The organism is Nesterenkonia haasae (genome assembly GCF_010119385.1).
Lineage (GTDB): Bacteria > Actinomycetota > Actinomycetes > Actinomycetales > Micrococcaceae > Nesterenkonia > Nesterenkonia haasae.
In genome coordinates this window covers 248-472 of record NZ_VFIE01000025.1, presented here as the reverse complement: position 1 = coordinate 472, position 225 = coordinate 248, and the positions used below count along the sequence as shown (strand labels likewise).

At 57.8% G+C, this 225-nt stretch carries 1 protein-coding gene; it reads right to left on the bottom strand.

The genetic code is table 11. The features are described from left to right. A partial coding sequence (locus tag FH975_RS17105; protein ID WP_407938635.1) for an SH3 domain-containing protein occupies positions 1-218 on the bottom strand: 218 nt, incomplete at its 3' end. Positions 219-225 lie beyond the last annotated feature (7 nt).

The window sequence follows — 225 nt, the reverse complement described above, 5'->3', positions numbered from 1 at the left end:
GAACCCGAAGAGGAGGACGAGCCAGAAGACGAACTGCCTGAGCTTGAGGACCCAGAACTCGAAGAACCAGAATTGGAGGACCCAGAAGAAACGTTGAGGTAGTCGCCCCAGACCCAACCGGTATTGCCATTGGCACGAACCCGGTACCAACTACCGCGCTGCTCCAGCACAGTAACGGAAGTCCCTGCGGAGAGCACCCGATCGACTCTTCCACTCATACTCGGG